Origin of the sequence: Bacteroides sp. ET489, from assembly GCF_030518095.1 — a bacterium.
Taxonomy (GTDB): domain Bacteria; phylum Bacteroidota; class Bacteroidia; order Bacteroidales; family Bacteroidaceae; genus Bacteroides; species Bacteroides ndongoniae.
In genome coordinates, this window is sequence record NZ_JAULLJ010000131.1 from 1 (window position 1) to 517 (window position 517).

Sequence of the window (517 nt, forward strand, 5' to 3'; positions counted from 1 at the left end):
GGATAATGCCATTGCCGAGCGGGTCAACGGGATAATCAAGTGCGAACGTGTCTACCGACAAAGTCACTTCAACGATATCGGGCATGCCAAGAAGGTCATCGGTAGATACATCCACTTCTACAACTATCGCCGGCCACATATGAGTATCGGTTACAAAGTCCCTGCTCTTGTACATTTGGAGCAGGGTGAACAGAAGAATATGTGGAAAAAGAAAATTTGCCCGCAAAAAACTTTCGATAATGGTGGATATGATGCATCTTTGTCAGGCCAAACAACAAGGTCGGACGAAAGCGTAAGCCGGAACATCTGACCCAAAAACCGAATGCCCCATCGAAGGGCATCCGGTTTTGCCGAACAACAAGGCCGGAACTCTTGCATGTCCGGTACATCGAAAACAGACGACCTAATCAGAGCTGTATTAGGCAAAGTGTCTATTCAAATAGGAGCGTTTCTCAAGAAATGTCTACTATTATAGTTTATAAAATAAAAAAGCGTCTAGTTAAATCAGGAAAAGACA

Annotated in this window: 1 protein-coding gene; it reads left to right on the forward strand. The window is 44.1% G+C overall.

What is annotated here, in order from left to right:
- Positions 1-310 (forward strand): integrase core domain-containing protein (locus Q3C19_RS18355; RefSeq protein WP_302731316.1); only part of this gene is annotated, 310 nt, incomplete at its 5' end.
- Positions 311-517 lie beyond the last annotated feature (207 nt).